Consider the following 18,331-nt stretch of genomic DNA (forward strand, 5'->3'; position numbering starts at 1 on the left):
GAATATTTAATATGAGAAAAATAGTTTTTATATTTATGGTATTTTCTTTAGTTTCTTTTCCAAAAGATTTGGAAATAAGTACAGCTAAATTTTTTAGTGCATGTGGGGAAAATGATAATGAACATTTAAAAATACTAGAAAATGAACAAAGAAAAATGAATGAAATATACAATAAATTAATTCAAAAATTTGATAAAAATAGAAGACGTTATTCTAAATCGAAGCAGGAGTTAATTAATTCTCAAAAAATGTGGATAAAATATTCAGATGAAGAAATGAGAAATTATGGAATGTATAGAAATTGGTATAACCTATGCGTTAGAGAAAAATCTGAAACAAGAGAACGGATTAATTTAATACAACAAAGAATACTGGAATTAACAAATAAATATAAAAAATATTTAAATTAAAATAATAATTGGAAAAATCTGTTTCATAGATTGTTAAAAAAATTTGTGAAACAGGCTTTTTTATCTTTAAAAATTTATTATTAATAAATAGCTTTTCTTTATTTATTTTTGCAGGATTGCTCATTGCCGCAAATCCTGCACCTATGGCTAGACTACGACTTTTATTTGCCCAACTCCGAAACTCCTCCTTTCAGTCGTCAGACAGTCGTAGTTGAACAAATAAAAGCTCCGTCGAATTATTAAAACTAAAGAATTTTTTTAACTAAAATAAAAACGAAGCAAAATTTCGTTAAAGAAAAAATAACTGTTTGAGATTTTGAAATAAATTTTAAATTATATTTGACTATTTGTATTAAAATAACTTTGATTCAAAATCGAGTTTTATTTTTTCTTTATAAGAAAGTTTTGCGTAAAGCGGGGTTGTAAGGGCATGGCGTTTGATGCCCTTACGTTAAAAAAGAATAAGAATATAAAATAAAAAACTATTATTAATAAAAATAATCTAAAGTAAAAAAATAAAAAAAGGATTGGTTTATTGAGGGGAATTTTAGGAGAGAGGAACATCGAAAAGAATGAAAGACAACAAAATAAAAATTATTGGAGCAAGGGAACATAATTTGAAGAATATTGATATTGAGATTCCTAAGAATGAGCTTGTGGTAATTACAGGGGTTTCGGGGAGTGGGAAATCCTCGCTTGCGTTTGATACGATTTATTCAGAAGGGCAGAGAAGGTATGTGGAGAGTTTGTCAGCTTATGCTAGGATGTTTATTGGGCAGATGCAGAAGCCTGAATTGGATAGTATTGAGGGGCTTTCGCCTGCGATTTCGATTGAGCAGAAAAGTGTTTCTAAGAATCCACGTTCAACTGTTGGGACAACTACCGAAATTTATGATTATATGAGACTTTTATGGGCACACATTGGAGAGGCACATTGTCCGATTTGTCATCAGAAGGTGGAAAAGCAGTCGATTCAGGAAATTGTGGATAATCTTGTGAATGGACGAAACGAAAAGGATAAACTTATTGTATTGTCACCTGTTGTTATTGATAAAAAGGGGACTCATAAAAATCTGTTTTTGAATTTGCAAAAAAGAGGGTTTCAGAGAGTTCGGGTGAATGGAGATATTTTGGATTTGAATGACACAATTGACTTAGATAAGAATAAAAGACATAATATTGAAGTTGTTGTAGATAGGCTTGTTGTAAAAAAAGATGACAAGGAATTTTTGAGCAGAATTACAGAAGCTATCGAAACGGCAAGTGAGCTTTCCAATGGAAAAATTATTGCAAATGTGAATGGAGAAGATAACAAATATAGTGAAAATTTTTCCTGTCCAAATCATCCCGATGTGATTTTTCCAGATGTTGTGCCAAGACTGTTTTCGTTTAATGCGCCTTATGGGGCTTGTGAAGTTTGTAATGGGCTTGGTTCAAGGCTGGAAGTGGATGAGAATAAATTGATTGTAGATGAAAATTTGTCAATTAATGAAGGTGGAATTATTTTTCCGGGGGCAACGACGAAAAGGGGATGGAACTGGGATTTATTCACGGCGATGGCAAAGGCACATAAAATCGACTTGGATAAAAAGGTGTCTGAATTGACTCGGAAAGAAAAGGATATAATTTTTTATGGAAGTAATAAGAAGTTTAAGTTTTCTTGGAGCGGGGACAGTTTTAGTTATAATGGAAATAGGGATTTTGAGGGAATTGTGAATGGTATTGAGCGTAGGTATAGGGAAACTGCTTCTGAGTCTGCAAAGGAAGAAATTGAAGCAAAATATATGACGGAAAGAACTTGTAAGACTTGTAAGGGGAAAAGGCTGAAAGATGTTGTTCTAGCGATAACTATAAATGATAAGAGCATTATTGACCTGACAGAAGTAAGTGTTGTTGATGCATTGAAATTTTATGAAAATATTACGCTTACTGAAAAGCAGATGCAAATTGCGGCTGAAATACTGAAGGAGATAAAAGAACGACTGAAATTTATGATAAATGTGGGGCTTGACTATTTGAGCCTTGCCAGAATGACAAAAACTTTATCTGGTGGGGAATCTCAGAGAATAAGGCTGGCAACCCAGATTGGAAGCAGGCTTACAGGCGTAATTTATGTGCTGGATGAGCCTAGTATTGGACTTCATCAGAGGGATAATGATAAATTACTTGCAACATTGAAGGATTTACGTGACATTGGGAATAGTCTAATTGTCGTTGAACATGATGAGGATACGATGAGGGAAGCTGATTATCTGATTGATATAGGGCCAGGAGCTGGAATTAATGGTGGAGAAGTCGTTGCAGAAGGGACTCCAAAACAGGTTATGAAAAATAAAAAATCATTGACTGCACAATATTTGAATGGGAAAATAAAAATAGAAGTACCTGAAAAGAGAAGAAAAGCCACTAAAGAAATCGTTTTGAAAAATGCGAAAGGAAATAATCTGAAAAATGTTACAGTACACATTCCTTTGGAAGTATTTACGGTGGTTACAGGGGTTTCTGGAAGTGGAAAATCGACATTGATAAATCAGACACTTTATCCAGAACTTCATAATAGACTTAATAAAGGGAAATTGTATCCACTGGAAAATGGCGGAATAGACGGGCTTGAACATTTGGAAAAGGTTATTGACATAAATCAGTCGCCGATTGGAAGAACACCTCGTTCAAATACTGCAACTTATACAAAATTATTTGACGATATAAGAGATTTATTTGCTCAGACAAATGATGCAAAAGTGAGAGGGTATAACAAAGGAAGATTTTCGTTCAATGTAAAAGGTGGGCGATGCGAAGCCTGTGGTGGTGCTGGAATTAATAAAATTGAGATGAATTTTTTGCCTGACGTTTATGTGGAATGTGAAGTTTGTAAAGGGAAACGTTATAATAGAGAAACGCTGGAAGTGCATTACAAGGGGAAAAATATTTCGGATGTGCTGGATATGACGGTTGAGGAAGCATACGAATTTTTCAAGAATATTCCGACGCTTGAGAGAAAATTGCAGACATTGATTGACGTGGGAATGAACTATATTCAGTTGGGACAGCCTGCTACAACTCTTTCTGGAGGGGAAGCTCAAAGAATAAAACTTGCCACAGAACTTTCTAAAATTTCACGTGGGAAAACGATTTACGTGCTAGATGAACCGACGACGGGACTTCATTTTGAAGATATTAGAAAACTGCTGGAAGTGTTGAATCGACTTGTGGAAAAAGGGAATACGGTGCTTGTAATCGAGCATAACCTTGATGTTATAAAATATGCTGACTATATAATAGATATAGGGCCTGAAGGCGGGCATAAGGGCGGACAGATTATTGCAAAGGGAACTCCGGAGGAAATAATAAAATCACGAAAGTCGTATACGGCAAAATTTTTGAAAAAATATTTGAAGTAAAATTTTGTAATAAAAGATAAAACTAATTTTAAAAATATGAAATAATAAATAATATTTTGTATTATTAGGACAAGCAAATACTTGATAAAACTATTTAAAAATAAAATCAGGTAAATTGTAGCAAAGAAAAGGAGAAAAAGATTGGTTATGAAAAGTAAAAATTCATTTTTAAAAACGGCGTTATTAATGCTAATAATGATGTTTGGAATAATTTCCTGCGATTTTTTGGCAAATAAGACAATTCGTGTGCCAAATTCGGTAATTGAATCAAAGATGAAGGAAAAATTTCCAATTACAAAAAACTTTTTGGTAGGGAAAATTACTGTAAAAAATCCTAAGCTTTCATTTAAGGATAACAGAATTTATCTTACAACTGATTATGACGCTTCACTGCTGGCAGACAGATCAGAGGGAGTTATTGAACTAAATAGCGAAATTAAGTTTGATGAAAAGACGGAGCAGCTTTATCTGGTAGATATGCAAGTGGAGAGAATACTGGATAAAAATGGAAAAGATGTTGTGACAACGCCTGCTGCGAAATCAATGAAGGCGATAATAGCAAATTATCTTGAAACAAATCCAGTTTATAAATATGAGTCAGATGGCAAGAAAAAAGTTAAAGTAAAAAATATGTTTATAAAAAATGGGAAGTTGTTTGTTCAAACTTAATGGAAATAAGTTAAAATTACAGTGGAATTTAGATTTCGCTGTATTTTTTTAAAATAAAGTTGTAATTTTCAGATTTCTTTGATAAGATTGAATACAGAATACTTTTTAGGAAGGAAAATACAAAATTGGAGAAATTATTTGATAAATTAAGTAAATTAACTAGCTTATCTATCGTGGATAGGGGAATTAGATATTTTAATAAGAAAAAAGCAGAATTGACAACACTTATAAAAACTGGGGATAAAATAACGGTAGAATCACGGGTTACGGGAAATTATGGAAACGCTTATGATGTTGATATAACTTACTTTGCAGGTAATAGGCAACAGGATGAAAGCATAGTGTATGAATGTACCTGCCCAAATTTTTCTGATACAGGGAAACCATGTAAACATATTATTGCGACTGGAATAGCGGCGGATAAGGAAATTGAGGTTGGAAATATTTATTTTAAGGAAAATAGGGAATTTAAAAGGGAGAAAGATAGAGAAAAGATTAATAGTTATGTAACAATCGCAGAAGATGAAGAGTATGATGAAATTTTTAAAGAGGCTAAAAAATCTTTTGAAAAAGAAGAAAAAAATATCTATAAGGAAATTGAAGAGGAAGAAATTAATAAGTTTAGGGAAAAGCTGATGGACTTAAAGAACAGGCTTGATAAAAATGAAATTCCAGATTCAGAAAAAAATGAGTACAGGCTGGAACTGGAAATAAATCAAGTAATACCTTCAGTATTGGCTTTGAGAATGAAGGCAGGAGAAAAAAGCTTGCATTATGTAAAAGATTTGGAATCTTTTATCAGTTCAATAGGGGAAAAAGAATCTTATGAAGTTACACCGAGAAATATTTACAATCCAGATTTGCATTATTTTAATGAAACAGATAAAAAAATAATAAAGAATCTGGACGATTATTTTAAGAAAAAACAGGGATTTGGAATGCATTTTAATAGTTATTATGGAAAGCCGCAAGGCGAGCCGATGAATCCATTGCTGGCAGAACAGATATTTTCAGCTGTAGAAAATAAAAAAACAATAAGATCTGAAGGCAAGACGCTTTATGTTACAGGGGAATATGAGCCGATATTTGCATTTCAAAAGGATAAACGTGGAAGAGAAAAAATAATTCTAAGGGATTTTATAGTTTTGTCATCTACAAGCCGTTATTTTAGCTTGAGAAACGGCATATCAAATATTGAGAAATTTCATAAAATGAGTGATGTGGAATGGGAGATAATGAATACTCTTACAGATGGAACTAGGAGCGGAACAGAATATCTGAATGAAATATCAGGAAAATTTGTTAATGAAATAAAAGAAATGCTTTCAAAATATGAAATTCCAGTTGCTAAAATTACAGAAGAGTATGGAAAAGTAAATATTTTTGTAGAAGAAGGGTATGGTAAAAATAAACTTCAAGTAACGATTTCCTGCCTTGAGGAAAGCATTAAGACTGATGATGGCTATTTTATTCCGAAAAAAAATGAAAAGTTGCAAAAAGAAATTTCTGAAAATTTTCAAAAATATGCAGATGCAAAGCTTATTGAGAATCACTGGCATTGGGAACATGAATTTTATAATATGCCAAAACAACTTAAATCAGCTGATATTGTACTGGAAATTGACAAAAATGAATTTCTTGTGATGGCGGATATTATTGATGAAAAATATTCTGAAAATGTGAATATTAATGTGAATGATAAGATAAGAAAAATCCGCAGAGTTGGCGTGGAAATCAATATAAAATCTGTTGGAAATGAACTTTTTAGCGTAAATTTCAATATTGAAGGAATTGATGAAAAAGATGTGGAAACAGTTCTGGAAGCAGTGAGGAATGAAGATAAATTCATTACGCTGTCAAGCGGGGAACTTGTGAAAATTGCCAACAGGAGCGCTGAAGAGATGATTGGGATTGCTGATGCAATTTCAGATTTGAAAATTGGAGAAAATAGAATTTCCAAGATAAAAGCCTTGCAGCTGGCACAAGTTTCTAGCAGTATTAATGAGGAACTAAATGAAATGGAGGAATTTAAGCAGCTATTTGAAAAAATAAAAAATCGTGAAAACAAGGAGCCGTCAAATATAAAGGTAAAACTATTTCCTTATCAGAAAATTGGGTTTAACTGGCTAAAAAATATGTATGATATTGGCTTTGGCGGAATTTTGGCAGATGATATGGGACTTGGGAAAACTTTACAGGCGATTTCGCTTATTTCGGAAATTCAGCTGGAAAATAAGGATTTGTTTGGAATAATTATTGTTCCAACTTCACTTCTGCACAACTGGAAGGAAGAATTTTATAAATTTTCGGATATAAAGCCAATACTTGTTGAAGGAACGGCTGAGGCAAGAAGAGAAATAGTGAAAAAAACAGAAAAAGGGATTCTAATAACGACATATCAGACTTTCAGAAATGATGTGAAAAATTATAAAAATAAAAAATTCGATGTGGCAATACTGGATGAGGCGCAAAATATTAAAAATGTATCATCACTTGTAAAAAAAGCAACAAATAAATTAAACAGTTCCGTAAATTTCGCCCTTACAGGAACTCCAATCGAAAACAGCATAATGGAACTCTGGTCAATCTTTGACTTTATCTTGCCTGGCTATCTTGATAACATAACAAAATTCAGAAGAAAATACAGACATTCATTACACAATCCAGATTCAAAAAAAATATTTAACCTAAAAAATATAGTTTCCCCGTTTATTTTGCGAAGAACAAAAAGCGAGGTATTAACGGAACTGCCTGAAAAAGTGGAAAACAACATGATTGTCGAATTAAGCGAAGAGCAGAAGAAATTATACATGGCATACGTCAAAAAGGCAAAACAGGAACTTAGAGAATTTAACAAGGAAGAAAACAATAATTTAAAAGTGCTGGCAATTTTGACAAAATTACGTCAAATTTGTAATTCTCCACAATTATTTGATGAAAATTACACAGGTGAGGTTGCTAAAATTGAGCTGTTAAAGGAACTAATGCCAGATATTTTGGGAAATAATCACAGAATGCTCATATTTTCGCAATTTTTAGGAACGCTGGAAGAAATAAAGAAAGAACTGGAAAAGGAAAATGTCAAATATTTTTATATTGACGGAAGTGTAAAATCCAAAGAACGTATGGAAATTTCCAAAAAATTTAATTCAGGTGAAGGGCAGGCTGTTCTGATTTCGTTAAAAGCTGGAGGAACAGGATTAAATCTGGTTGGAGCGGATGTTGTAATCCATTACGATCCATGGTGGAATTTTGCTGTGGAAAATCAAGCAAGTGATAGGGCCCACAGAATTGGACAGAAAAAAAGCGTCCAAGTCATAAAACTGATAACAGAAGGCACAATTGAGGAAAAAATAATAAAAATTCAGGAAAAGAAACGAACCTTAAGTGAAAATATTTTGGAAAAAAACAATAAAAGTGATGATAAAGAAGCAAAAGAAATTTTTGAGATGAATGAGAAGGAATTGATGGAGCTTTTGAGTTTTGGTAAATAACATATTGATTTGAAAAAATTTCAAAAATTTTAGATCGCAACGCTTATAAAAAAAGAAGTTATAACATTGACAATATTTAATAAAAATGATATACTAGTTTAGTCATACTAGCCGGGGAGTTAGCGGTGCCCTGTATCTACAACCCGCTTTAGTAGAGGTGATGTCAAATTTAAGGGAAGTTCTAGTATCAACGTCTTATTTCAAAAGTGTTGAGAAAATAGTCCTGTATTGTAGAGAGTTAGCGAAATGTGTCAGGTTGGGAACGAAGCAGCACTAAGTTAGTTTCTCTAGGTTTACAGGGTAGCTGTTTTTGAGCTTTTGGATTAAGAAACGGATGGTAGAATGTTTTCGAGAATTTGATGTATGACTTTTTATTTAATTAATTATAGTGTATTATCTTAAAATTGAAATTCCTTTTTCAAAAATTAAATTTATTTAGTTTTGTTTTAAAAAGCTAAGAGTGGTTTAATAATTATTTTTTAGTTTAGTTTCTTTTACTACGAATGGAGGTTTCACGATGAAAGTAGTTGAATGGGATAGAAAGGAGAATATAAGTAAAATTTTAATAGATTTATTGGAGATAGATCCGAAATTTTCTTTTGATAAAGAGAAGGATGATATATTTTTTTTATATAATAATGGAGAGTTGTGTGGATATGTAATTCTTATTTTAAACAATATTGCCCAATTGAAAAAAATATTTATTTTACCAAAATTAAGAAATAATGGATATGGAACATTTTTTTTAAAATATATAATTAATTGGATTACAAATAAAAATTTTGATTCACTAATCATAACTAATCATAAAAAAATGAACAATTTCCTTGAAAAACAGCGATTTATAAAAACAGAGGACGGATATATATTAAATAATCTGACAGAAACTAAAAGACAGAAAAAAAATATGCTATCTATTTCCAAGTTTGCAATTTGTGTAAATATTGTTCTTGCTTTATTAAAAATTATGGCTGGGAAAATTTTTTACAGTATGTCATTGCTTTCCGATGGATTAAATTCACTTTCTGACTTAATTACCAATGTATTGGTTATAGTGGGGCTAAAGGTTGGAAGTAATCCCGAAGATAAGGAGCATCCGTTTGGGCATGGAAAGATAGAGCCGGTTTTTAGCGTGATAATTGGTACATTTATAATGATAACGGCTTTTGAACTTATAAAAGATAATTTTTCAAAATTAATTTCCTTTAACAGTGAAAATAATGTAAATATCACATTCATTCCAATAATTATAACTGTTCTGGCAATACTGATAAAAATTTTTCAGTTGGCTTTTATGCAAAAGAAAGCAAAAAAATATAATAATGCTTTGATAAATTCACTTCTTGCAGATTACAAGACAGATATTGTAATATCAACTTCTGTTTTGATTGGGCTTACTCTATCAAAGATTCATCCTGCATTTGATACAATTGTAGGATTTATTGTGTCGATGTATATTATAAAGAGCGGTTATGAACTGATAAAGGAAAATTCTTTGATATTGCTGGATTCACAAGATGATGCCCTGATTGAAAAAATTCGTTCAGAAATATTACAATTTGAAGAAATTGAAAATGCACACGATTTTCGCATGACTACTTCTGGAAAAGACATTTATATGTTTGTGGATGTACGAATGGATAAAAATAAGACGATTGAAGAAGCACACGATATTACAAATAAAATTTCAAAAAAAATTAAGCATAAATATAAAAATATAAAAAGGCTTTTGATTCATATAGAGCCTGTTTATGAAGATGATTAAATTTTTTGAAATAGAAATTAAATAAGTTACTAATTTATAAAAATATAAAGGAGATATAGTAAAATGATAGAAAAAATAAAACATGAGAAATACAAGATTTTAAAAAGAAATATTATTGAAGATTCTGATTTTACAAAGGAAACAATGTTTATTCTGATTTGTGCAATGATTATAGCTTCAATAGGATTAAATACAAATTCTGTTGCAGTAATTATTGGAGCAATGTTGATTTCGCCACTAATGTCACCAATTCAGTCGCTAGGATTGGGATTATCAAATGGAAATTTAAAAAGAGTTTATGTATCACTTTTTAGATTGGGAATTTTTATATTAATAAGTGTAGTAAGTTCCACTTTTTATTTTTTAGTAAGCCCTATAAATGATGCAACACCACAGATACTAGCAAGAACTTATCCTACTTTATGGGACGTTTTAATCGCAATTTTTGGTGGAATTGCAGGAGTAATTGGAAAAACTAAAGAAGATGGTGGAAATGTAGTTCCTGGAGTAGCTATTGCAACAGCATTAATGCCTCCTTTGTGTGTAATAGGATTTGGGATTGCTCATGGGAATCTGAAAATTTTTCTTGGAGCAGGATATTTGTTTATAATAAATGTATTTTTTATAATGATAGCAACATTAGTTGGTTTGATAGTTTATTCTGGAAATATTTTTGAAGCAAGAAATAAAGTTTCAATAAAAAAACAAGTAATATTTTATATAGGAAGTTTAATCATAATTATTCCAAGTATATATACAGCAACAACTTTAGTTCAAGATACAGCGAGAGAAAATTCATTAAAAAAATTTATTTCAAGGGAATTAAAAAATCATTATGTTTTTGATAATTCTATTAATAAAAAAGATAAAACTGTTACTTTAAAAATTGTAGGAGATGCCTTTAAAAAACAGGATATTGAGAAATTAGAAAAAAAACTGGAAAAATATAAATTGAAAAACTATAAATTAAAAATACAGCAGTTATCCAATGAAAAGTATTTAACAGCACAGGACTTATCAAAATATCTGAACGAAGAAAAAATAAAAGAAAATGCTGAAGATGTTTCATTACCGATTGAAAATAAAAATCAAGAAATTTTGGAAAATGATTTAAAAACTGTTGAAAATATTTTATATAAAAATTTTTCAAATAATATTAGTGAAGTTAAAATTGGGAAATTGATAGATGCAAATAATAATGAGAACTTTGTTGTTTTAGTTGTTGGGAATGAAACAATGACAGATGAAATTTCTGAAAAGATAAAAAATATTGAATTTGATACTGAGAAAAAATATCAAATTATTATTGAAAAAAATAAGCAAGAAAAAGTTAATACATTATCTGAAGAGAATCAAAAATAAATTTTTGAAAAATTAAAGTAACAGAAATTCAATAAAAGTTAGAAAAAAAATAAAAAATCTTCTGAATAAATGGAAAAAATAGATTAAAGCCTTGACAAATGGCTTTATATTTATTATAATAGTTTGTATAAATGTGAAAAAATTATGATTTTCTATAATTATTTTTACAATATTAAATTGAAATATTAATGATATAAAAATTAGAAAGGAGTCGATAAATAATGGCAGTACCTAAGAAAAGAACCTCTAAAGCAAAAAGAAATATGAGAAGATCGCATGATTCCATCAAAGCTCCAAATATTATTGTAGAAGCTGATGGAACAGTAAGAAGACCACACAGATTAAACTTGGAAACAGGAGTTTATAAAGGCAGACAAGTATTATCAAATAATGAAACAACTGATGCTGAATAGTTTGTTGAAGCAGGATTTATGTCTTGCTTTTTTATTGTTTTTATTATTTATTAATTTAAATGTTTTTTAGTTGTATTTTTAAAAATTTTATGATAGACTTTAGTAGAATGATTTTAAACTGGAATTGGTATAAAATTATAAAAAATAAGAAATATAAATAGTAAAAAATAAAAATAAATCTGAGGTGAGATATGAAAGTTGGAATTTTAGGAACAGGATCTTATGTGCCTGAAAAGATAATGACAAATGATGATTTGGCAAAGATTGTGGATACAAATGATGAATGGATAACAGTTAGAACTGGTATCAAGGAAAGAAGAATCGTGGATGAAAATGAAGGGACGTCTGACTTGGCGTTTAGGGCGGCGCAAAGAGCAATTGAAGATGCTGGAATAGATAAAAATGAGATTGATCTGGTTATTGTTGCGACTATGACTCCTGATTACGGGACTCCGTCAACTGCTGCACTTGTTCAGGATAAATTGGGGATAAATGCGGCGGCATTTGACTTGAGTGCGGCTTGTACAGGATTTGTCTATGCTTATTCGGCTGGGCATAGCTTTGTTAAGGCTGGTCTTTATAAAAAAGTGCTTGTTATCGGGGCAGAAGCGATGTCGAGAGTGGTTGACTGGACAGACAGGGGTACTTGTATCCTGTTTGGAGATGGTGCAGGGGCTGTCGTGCTTGGAGAAGTGGAAAATGGAGGATATCTGGCAAGCCATCTTGTAGCTGACGGTTCTGGGGCAAGTGAGCTGCTAGTGCCTGCAGGAGGTACAAAAGAGCCTATATCTAAAGAAAAAATTGATAATAAGGATATTTACTTAAAAATGAATGGAAGGGAAATCTTTAAATTTGCAGTAAGAGTGTTCCCTGAAACTGTGGAAGATGTATTAGGGCAGGCTGGAATAACTGCTGATGACGTTGATTTATTTATTCCGCATCAGGCGAATATCAGAATTATTGAATCAATTGCAAAAAGATTTAAGCAGCCGCTAGATAAATTTTTCGTAAATTTGGATAAGTACGGAAATACTTCGGCGGGATCAATTCCGATAGCGCTTGATGAGGCGATAAAGGAAGGGAAACTTAAAAAAGGTGATAAGTTTGTTGCTACTGGATTTGGTGGTGGACTGACTTATGGTTCAATTTTGGTGGAATTATCAAAATAGTTGGAAAATTGGAAAATAATTTTTTAAAATATAAATTGTAGGAGGCAAAGTTATGAATTCAAAAATTTTTTGGGGACTGGTAATTGTAGTTTTAAGTTTATTTAAATTCATACCTGAGGACATTATGAAGTATATTGTAAATTATCAGGTAGTAATGATTCTTGTGGGTGTTTATTTCTTAGTTAAAAAGAAAAAACATGGATGGATTTTTCTTGGTGTAGGAGCATACTTGTATGTTACTCATTATGTATGGGAAGATTTGCCGTTATTTATTGTCCCATTGATTTTAGGACTGGCTGTTATGGGACTTGGTATAAAGGAAATGGCTGATAAAAAGCAACTGACTAAATTTACTGGAAAAAATACGAAAGAATCAAAAGATGAAGAAATAGTAGATGCTGAAGAAATAAAAAAATAGTTATAATTTAGTAATTTTTATTGAAATTAAAAATTATGATTATTTGCCCAATTAAAATCAAGTAAAACATGTGAGAGTAGGAGGAGAATTTTATGTCAAAAATTGCTTTTGTATTTCCTGGACAAGGAACACAGTATGCTGGAATGGGGAAAAAACTATATGATGAAGTGGATGCTGAGAATAAAAAATTAATTGATAAGATTTTTGAAAATAATGAAGATGTGAAAAAAGTTGTTTTTGAAGGAACTGACGAGGAACTGAAAAATACAAAGTACGCACAGCCTGCAATTGCACTATTTTCAGTCATTTTAACAAAATTATTGAAAGAAAAAGGTATAAATGCTGATTTTGTGGCTGGACATAGTTTGGGAGAATACAGCTCTTTATATGCAGCTGGAGTTTTAAGTGAAATTGACACATTAAAATTGATTTCAAAAAGAGGGGAAATAATGAGTAATGCCAATATTGATGGCGGAATGGCTGCAATATTAGGACTTAGTGCAGAAGATGTGGAAAATATATGTAATGAAATTGACGGAATTGTGGAAGCTGTAAATTATAATGAGCCAAAACAGACAGTTATTGCTGGAGAGAAAGAAGTAATTGAAAAAAATCTTGAACTATTTAAGGAAAAAGGAGCAAGAAGAGCATTGCCTCTAGCAGTTTCAGGACCTTTCCATTCATCATTAATGAAACCTGTTGCCCAAATTCTAAAAAAAGAATTTGAAAACTACACTTGGAATAATCCAGTAACTCCGATTGTTGCCAATACCACAGCAAATATTTTAAATTCTGCTGATGAAATTCAAAATGAACTGTACAGTCAAACATTCGGACCAGTAAAATGGGTAGACACAATAAATAAACTGGCTGAAAACAAAGTTACAAAGATTTATGAAATCGGACCAGGAAAAGTTCTGGCAGGACTAATTAAGAAAATTAATAAGGAAATTGAAGTTATTAATATTGAAAATGTTGAAAATTTATCAGATTTAATAGACTAATAAATATTTTTTCTTTTGGAAAAATTAATATTACTGTGCTAAAAAAATTAAAATTTTAAGAATAAGAAAAGCATGAAAAAAGCTGACTGGAAGTATTCTAGAGGTCAGTCTTTTTTTTATGCAAAAAAACTATAATTCATAAAAAATTAATAAATTTTTAAAATAATTTAATTTATATATTGACTTTTATTTAAAAATATAGTATAAATTATTAAATAAAAATTAATAAAAAGAGGTGGGTAATTATGGATAAGGTTTCAAAAAAAGAAAAGAGTAAAATTGAAAAAATGAAAAGAAGGGAGGAAAACAAAGGATTAAAGGATAGGGAAAAAGGGTTTACGCTCGTAGAGGTGATACTGGTAGTAGCGATTATTACCATAATATCGGCAATTGCAGTGCCACAAGTTGGGAAGTATTTGAATAAGGCTAATAGAAGCAAGGTAATTGGAGCAGTTGCGGAACTTAATAATACTACAACTTCTTGGAGTATTGATCATGGCGGAGATGCACCTAAGAATTTACAGGATATTTTAACAGAGCATGGAAATCTCAATAAACTTGGAATTGGGCTGGACAGCAACGGGAAATTTAAGATTGGAAATATTGAAGGAAATGTAGTTTATCAGGATGGAGAGGTTTTTGCCAAAGTATCTGCAGGAAGCAAGGCATTTGCGGGGGAAGAAATTAGGAAATAATGAATATTGTGCTTGAAATTGTGAAATATTGTATTCTTTTTAGAATTATCTTGATTGATTTGAAAAAAAGGATTATTCCTGAAGAAAGTTTTGTTATTTTACTTGCATTAGGACTAGTATTAGCAATTCAAAATACTAATTTAGAAGGGTATTATTTGGGAATTTGTGCTTATTCAATGCCGATGATAGTGCTTTATATTTTAGAAGATTATTTTGGAAAAACGCTGATAGGCTTTGGGGATGTGAAGCTGATGATGGGAATTGGTGGAATTTTGGGATATTTTGGAGTGGACAAGGTTATAAATTTTTATATGATTTTATATATTTTTTCTGGAATAATCGCTTTTCTATTTTTATTTTTGAAAAAGTGGAAAAAGTATGAATATATCCCATTTGCACCGTTTATCATCGGAAGTTATGTTATTTTTGAGATTTTTGGTAAATAAAAGTTGGGGAAAATATGAGAAGGAATAGGGGAGAAACGTTAATTGAAAGTTTGATTTCGATGTTTTTTGTAACAGTTATCATTGTGCCAGTTGCAAATTTATTTTTACAGACATTTAAAACGGACATTAAAGTCGATAATTTAAATGAAAAGAATGTAAATATTGAAAATATGGCTGAAATATTAAAGGCAAAAAAATATAATGAAATTGTGAATTTCATTGGGAAATACGAGATTTCAAAAGTGGAAGATTTTTATAATAGATTTGCAGTTGAAAAAAAATATCAAGTTTTGAAAAATTTGAAACAAAAACGGGATAAAAAGGGCAAGTTTCAGGAAGATAAAATAAATGTGGAAATAAAGAGGACGGATGGGTATTTTGTAAATGAGTTTGGGCAGAAGGAATATATTTTTGAAATAAATATTGATAAAATAAAGGATTATTATTTTCCAAATATTAATTAAAATAGTTAAAAAAATAATTTGCAGGAGGAAAATAAATGAAAAAAAGAGAAGGATATTTATTAGTTGAAATATTGATAAGCTTGTTTATATTTTCGGTGCTTGTATTTGTGGTTTCTGTGTTCTTGAAACGTGTAGTTATTGTGGAAAAGGCAAAGAAGGATAATCAGAAAATGTACGAGAAGATGTATTTTTCGATGGATAAAATTGTTTTGGATATAAAAAATAGAGATATTCAGGGATTTTCTTATGAGGGGGAGAATAATAACATTTTTGTTAAAGAAAATCGAATAGTATTTAAGCTGGATCAAATTTTTTATAAGCTTGAATATAATAAGGGAAAATTGTATATTTCTGATGCTGAAAATTTAAGAAAGTTTGGAAGCAGGGTTGAAGTTGGGAAATTTCGTGAGGCAAAGTTTGAGAAAGTGGGAGATTTGTTGATTATTAGGCTAAATGAGGAGAAAAACGAGAGTGTTAGAGCTATAAGAATTTAAATTGAGGTTTTGGATAATGGGGAATAAATATTTTAGGTTATTGAAAAGCAGGGAACTAGATAAGGAAAATAAGAATTTTAAAAAAAGAAATGCGGGGGCAAGTCTGGTTTATGTTTTGGTAATTTTGTCGATAATTTCAGCTTTTTCGATTAATTTTGTTTATTATGTTCAGCAAAAGAAGGAAATGGTTTTTTTGAAAAGTAGCAAAGAAAATAAAATTGAGAAGAAATTTTTGACGCAGAAGGAAAATCAGAATATGGAACGGATTTTGAATAAAGGGATTTTATTTGACGGGAATACAGTTTCGCTAGATAAGAAGGAGCGGTATTTTGACAGTATTTTAAAAAAGAATGGACAGATTATTGAGATGAAAAACTTAGTTTTTTTACCAAAAGAAACTGAAAGTATAGGAAATTACAGGATAAAATCTATAAAGGACAGCAATGATAATGAATATTCCTTGCCACTTGAAGAAAATAAAGTTTATAGTGAATTGAAAGTTATTTTTGCAAGGAAAATTTTGAATGAAGAGATATTGTTTCAGGAAAAGATAGAGTTTGGGAGATTGAGTCCGCTGGAAGTAGAAATGAGAGTTTTGGAATCAGGTTTTTTATAAAACTGTTCAAAATGGAATATTAGAAATAAAATAAAATAATAAAGGGGGAGTGATGGGAGAAAAAATAAAAATATATATAAGAAGTAAAAATAAAATTTATATATATTTTAACGAAGAAATATATTTTTTTGAAAATCAGGAACTGGAAATGGCTTTAGAGTCGTTTTTTGAGGAAAATCAGGTTGAAAAAAATATGAAAGCGGCTGTGATTTTACATTTTTCATATTTTTTATTTGGCAATTTTGGAGAAAATGTGGAAAAATCTGATAAAAAGGAAAATGATGTTGAAAATTTAGGAAAAAAATCTATAAAATTGGAAGATATTTCGGAAATTTTTAAGAAAAAGATTAGTTTTGTAAATAGAAAATTGGTTATAAATCATTTGGAAAATCAGTTTTTGGATATTTATTTGGATAAAAGGGAAATTACTAAAGTAAGGAATTGTTTAAAAAAACATCAGATGGTTATTTCGGAATTAAAAATAGATTTTGATGCTGTCTGCAGTTATTATAGGTATGGAACTTTTGAAATTAGTCAGAATGAAAACTTTGATAAAAATTTTGAAAATAATGACGATTTTTTTGAAAATCAAGAAAATTTTCAAAATGCGACAGGAGCTGTGGAAGGTGTTCAGGAAACAGGAATTATAAAAAATTCAAATATAGATAGAAATTTTGGTGAAATAGAGGAAATTGATATAAATGAGGAGAGTAGCGATAATTGGGGATTTTTTGACAATGATGTAAAATCAGGGAATAAAGGCGATAGAATTGAGATTTTGCAGCTTGGAGAAGAGAACAGCCTTAGAATTTTGATTGAGGATGAGAAGATTGCTGAAGTAGAAAAAATTGAGTTGAAAATTGAGGATGTAGATGATGCTGAAAACTTTGATTTTGGAGATATGACGGTTGTTGGAAGTGGAGAAAACGATGTAAAAGTTATATTTATGGGGGCAGATTTTTCAGATGGTCCTGATTTTGTAAAGAAAACAGCAATTTTTGATAAGGAGAGCGTAAAAAATGTAAAATTTTCTGATGTTATTATTGCCGGAATTTTTATTATTGCGTATTTTTTGATTTATAATTCGATTCCACTTCAGAAAAAAACTGTGGAAAATGAAATTATTCAGAAGGAGATAAAGTTGCTGGAAAAGGATTATTTGAAAAAAAAGACCGAAGAAATACCTGATTATTCAAAGGAACTTGCAACTCTTCGTGAAATTGACGGAGCGATAAAAAGACGGGAATATTATTCAGTTATAAAATTTTTAGTTGAAAACAGTAAAAATGGCATTGATTATACAAAAATTAATTATGAAAATGCAAAATGGACTGTTCAAGGTGAAATGGAAAATTTTAATAATTTTGAACGATTTGAAAATAATATTTTAAAAAAGTATCCAAGTTCTGAATTGGGATATTTGAAAGATAATGATACAGCGACGGTTTTTGAGTATATTTTTGAACCGCTTTAAATTAATAAATATAAAAAAAATAAAATACAATTTTCGT

At 30.4% G+C, this 18,331-nt stretch carries 16 protein-coding genes and 1 other RNA gene; all 17 read left to right on the top strand.

Translation table 11 applies throughout. The features are described from left to right. Positions 1-11 precede the first annotated feature (11 nt). Positions 12-410: a lysozyme inhibitor LprI family protein gene (locus tag HW275_RS09405; RefSeq protein ID WP_178936274.1), complete on the top strand. Its 399-nt coding sequence runs from the start codon at positions 12-14 to the stop codon at positions 408-410. Positions 411-982: 572 nt separating this feature from the next. Continuing rightward, complete coding sequence (uvrA, locus tag HW275_RS09410) at positions 983-3,811, top strand: excinuclease ABC subunit UvrA (protein WP_178936275.1); 2,829 nt, start codon at positions 983-985, stop codon at positions 3,809-3,811. Positions 3,812-3,958: 147 nt separating this feature from the next. Further along, the gene (locus HW275_RS09415; protein WP_178936276.1) at positions 3,959-4,480 is read left to right on the top strand and encodes a DUF1439 domain-containing protein; all 522 of its coding nucleotides are present in this window, start codon (positions 3,959-3,961) and stop codon (positions 4,478-4,480) included. 125 nt (positions 4,481-4,605) lie between these two features. Then, the gene (locus HW275_RS09420; protein WP_178936277.1) at positions 4,606-7,974 is read left to right on the top strand and encodes a DEAD/DEAH box helicase; all 3,369 of its coding nucleotides are present in this window, start codon (positions 4,606-4,608) and stop codon (positions 7,972-7,974) included. 102 nt (positions 7,975-8,076) lie between these two features. Beyond that, positions 8,077-8,341: signal recognition particle sRNA large type (gene ffs / locus HW275_RS09425), an RNA gene on the top strand. 150 nt (positions 8,342-8,491) lie between these two features. Next, positions 8,492-9,739, top strand: a complete 1,248-nt coding sequence (locus HW275_RS09430; protein WP_178936278.1) for a GNAT family N-acetyltransferase — start codon at positions 8,492-8,494, stop codon at positions 9,737-9,739. A gap of 63 nt (positions 9,740-9,802) precedes the next feature. Beyond that, positions 9,803-11,101: a TIGR00341 family protein gene (locus HW275_RS09435; RefSeq protein WP_178936279.1), complete on the top strand. Its 1,299-nt coding sequence runs from the start codon at positions 9,803-9,805 to the stop codon at positions 11,099-11,101. A 221-nt stretch (positions 11,102-11,322) separates the two neighbouring features. Beyond that, the gene (rpmF, locus tag HW275_RS09440; RefSeq protein ID WP_178936280.1) at positions 11,323-11,514 is read left to right on the top strand and encodes a 50S ribosomal protein L32; all 192 of its coding nucleotides are present in this window, start codon (positions 11,323-11,325) and stop codon (positions 11,512-11,514) included. A gap of 191 nt (positions 11,515-11,705) precedes the next feature. Then, on the top strand, positions 11,706-12,683 hold the full coding sequence (locus HW275_RS09445; RefSeq protein WP_178936281.1) for a beta-ketoacyl-ACP synthase III: 978 nt from the start codon (positions 11,706-11,708) through the stop codon (positions 12,681-12,683). A 52-nt stretch (positions 12,684-12,735) separates the two neighbouring features. Continuing rightward, positions 12,736-13,101 carry a hypothetical protein gene (locus HW275_RS09450; RefSeq protein WP_178936282.1) on the top strand — a complete coding sequence of 122 codons (366 nt, stop codon included), beginning with the start codon at positions 12,736-12,738 and terminating at the stop codon, positions 13,099-13,101. 92 nt (positions 13,102-13,193) lie between these two features. Continuing rightward, the gene (gene fabD, locus HW275_RS09455) at positions 13,194-14,105 is read left to right on the top strand and encodes an ACP S-malonyltransferase (RefSeq protein WP_178936283.1); all 912 of its coding nucleotides are present in this window, start codon (positions 13,194-13,196) and stop codon (positions 14,103-14,105) included. Positions 14,106-14,350: 245 nt separating this feature from the next. Next, positions 14,351-14,800: a prepilin-type N-terminal cleavage/methylation domain-containing protein gene (locus HW275_RS09460; protein ID WP_178936284.1), complete on the top strand. Its 450-nt coding sequence runs from the start codon at positions 14,351-14,353 to the stop codon at positions 14,798-14,800. Then, positions 14,800-15,246 carry an A24 family peptidase gene (locus tag HW275_RS09465; RefSeq protein ID WP_178936285.1) on the top strand — a complete coding sequence of 149 codons (447 nt, stop codon included), beginning with the start codon at positions 14,800-14,802 and terminating at the stop codon, positions 15,244-15,246. Before HW275_RS09460 ends, HW275_RS09465 begins: the two co-directional genes overlap by 1 nt. Before the next feature lie 14 nt (positions 15,247-15,260). Further along, positions 15,261-15,710 (top strand): hypothetical protein, encoded by a 450-nt coding sequence (locus HW275_RS09470; RefSeq protein WP_178936286.1) that lies wholly within the window; start codon positions 15,261-15,263, stop codon positions 15,708-15,710. Between the two features lie 35 nt (positions 15,711-15,745). Beyond that, entirely contained in the window at positions 15,746-16,204 is a 459-nt protein-coding gene (locus HW275_RS09475; protein ID WP_178936287.1) for a prepilin-type N-terminal cleavage/methylation domain-containing protein, read from the top strand. Positions 16,205-16,220: 16 nt separating this feature from the next. Beyond that, complete coding sequence (locus HW275_RS09480; RefSeq protein WP_178936288.1) at positions 16,221-16,820, top strand: hypothetical protein; 600 nt, start codon at positions 16,221-16,223, stop codon at positions 16,818-16,820. Between the two features lie 52 nt (positions 16,821-16,872). Next, entirely contained in the window at positions 16,873-18,294 is a 1,422-nt protein-coding gene (locus tag HW275_RS09485; RefSeq protein WP_178936289.1) for a hypothetical protein, read from the top strand. The last annotated feature ends 37 nt before the right edge of the window (positions 18,295-18,331 follow it).

The sequence above is a fragment of the Leptotrichia sp. oral taxon 223 genome (assembly GCF_013394795.1).
Classification (GTDB): Bacteria; Fusobacteriota; Fusobacteriia; order Fusobacteriales; family Leptotrichiaceae; genus Leptotrichia.

Bases quoted from the DNA above. Each gene is read 5' to 3' on its own strand.
- HW275_RS09405 (WP_178936274.1), top strand. From the start codon at position 12: ATGAGAAAAATAGTTTTTATATTTATGGTATTTTCTTTAGTTTCTTTT.
- uvrA (WP_178936275.1), top strand. From the start codon at position 983: ATGAAAGACAACAAAATAAAAATTATTGGAGCAAGGGAACATAATTTG.
- HW275_RS09415 (WP_178936276.1), top strand. From the start codon at position 3,959: ATGAAAAGTAAAAATTCATTTTTAAAAACGGCGTTATTAATGCTAATA.
- HW275_RS09430 (WP_178936278.1), top strand. From the start codon at position 8,492: ATGAAAGTAGTTGAATGGGATAGAAAGGAGAATATAAGTAAAATTTTA.
- HW275_RS09435 (WP_178936279.1), top strand. From the start codon at position 9,803: ATGATAGAAAAAATAAAACATGAGAAATACAAGATTTTAAAAAGAAAT.
- rpmF (WP_178936280.1), top strand. From the start codon at position 11,323: ATGGCAGTACCTAAGAAAAGAACCTCTAAAGCAAAAAGAAATATGAGA.
- HW275_RS09445 (WP_178936281.1), top strand. From the start codon at position 11,706: ATGAAAGTTGGAATTTTAGGAACAGGATCTTATGTGCCTGAAAAGATA.
- HW275_RS09450 (WP_178936282.1), top strand. From the start codon at position 12,736: ATGAATTCAAAAATTTTTTGGGGACTGGTAATTGTAGTTTTAAGTTTA.
- fabD (WP_178936283.1), top strand. From the start codon at position 13,194: ATGTCAAAAATTGCTTTTGTATTTCCTGGACAAGGAACACAGTATGCT.
- HW275_RS09460 (WP_178936284.1), top strand. From the start codon at position 14,351: ATGGATAAGGTTTCAAAAAAAGAAAAGAGTAAAATTGAAAAAATGAAA.
- HW275_RS09465 (WP_178936285.1), top strand. From the start codon at position 14,800: ATGAATATTGTGCTTGAAATTGTGAAATATTGTATTCTTTTTAGAATT.
- HW275_RS09470 (WP_178936286.1), top strand. From the start codon at position 15,261: ATGAGAAGGAATAGGGGAGAAACGTTAATTGAAAGTTTGATTTCGATG.
- HW275_RS09475 (WP_178936287.1), top strand. From the start codon at position 15,746: ATGAAAAAAAGAGAAGGATATTTATTAGTTGAAATATTGATAAGCTTG.
- HW275_RS09480 (WP_178936288.1), top strand. From the start codon at position 16,221: ATGGGGAATAAATATTTTAGGTTATTGAAAAGCAGGGAACTAGATAAG.
- HW275_RS09485 (WP_178936289.1), top strand. From the start codon at position 16,873: ATGGGAGAAAAAATAAAAATATATATAAGAAGTAAAAATAAAATTTAT.